General features: G+C 68.6%; 2 protein-coding genes. Both read right to left on the bottom strand.

The features are described 5' to 3' along the window. Positions 1-180 (bottom strand): class I SAM-dependent methyltransferase (locus KDM41_18515; protein ID MCB1185418.1); only part of this gene is annotated, 180 nt, incomplete at its 3' end. Positions 181-214: 34 nt separating this feature from the next. Then, positions 215-615, bottom strand: a 401-nt coding sequence (locus KDM41_18520; GenBank protein MCB1185419.1) for a mechanosensitive ion channel, incomplete at its 5' end; no start/stop codon positions are given.

Here is a 615-nt window from a genome sequence, read left to right on the forward strand (position 1 = left end):
GAAGTCCTCGCGCAGCGACATCGGCCGCCGGCCCACGCGCTGCTCGAAGTAGTGCGTGGCGAGCTCGGTCTCGTAGCCAGGGTCCTGTACGGACTGCTGGTAGAGCGCGTGGCGATCCTCGCGCTCGGCCCGCGGGACCTCGTGCTTCTTCTTCTTCTCGTTCTTCTTCTTGCGACCCATGCGGGGCCGTCCCTAGCACCGGCTCGTGGGGACGTCACTCCGGTGGATTGCGAAGCGCCTCGGCGGCCTCGGGGTAGACCGTTCGGAGGTGGAAATCGCGCTGCGGGAAGGGGATCTCGATGCCCTCCTTCTCGAGCGCCTCGTAGACGCGGAGCGCGAGCCGGCTCTTGATCTGGATGGCGTCGAGGTAGCCCGCGGTCCACGCGCGGATCGCGAAGTCGATCGAGCTCTCGCCGAAGGCGATGCAGAGCACGTCGGCGGGCGGGTCGCTCATCACCCCGGGCTGGGTGCGGACGACCTTCATCAGGATCCCGAGGACGCGCTCGGGCGAGGCCCCGTACGAGGTGCCCACGACCAGCTCGAGCCGGCGCCGCGCGTCGCTGTGGGTCCAGTTCACGAGCTGCCCCGAGATCAGGTCCGAGTTCGGCACGATGA

The organism is bacterium, from assembly GCA_020440705.1.
Taxonomy (GTDB): domain Bacteria; phylum Krumholzibacteriota; class Krumholzibacteriia; order LZORAL124-64-63; family LZORAL124-64-63; genus JAGRNP01.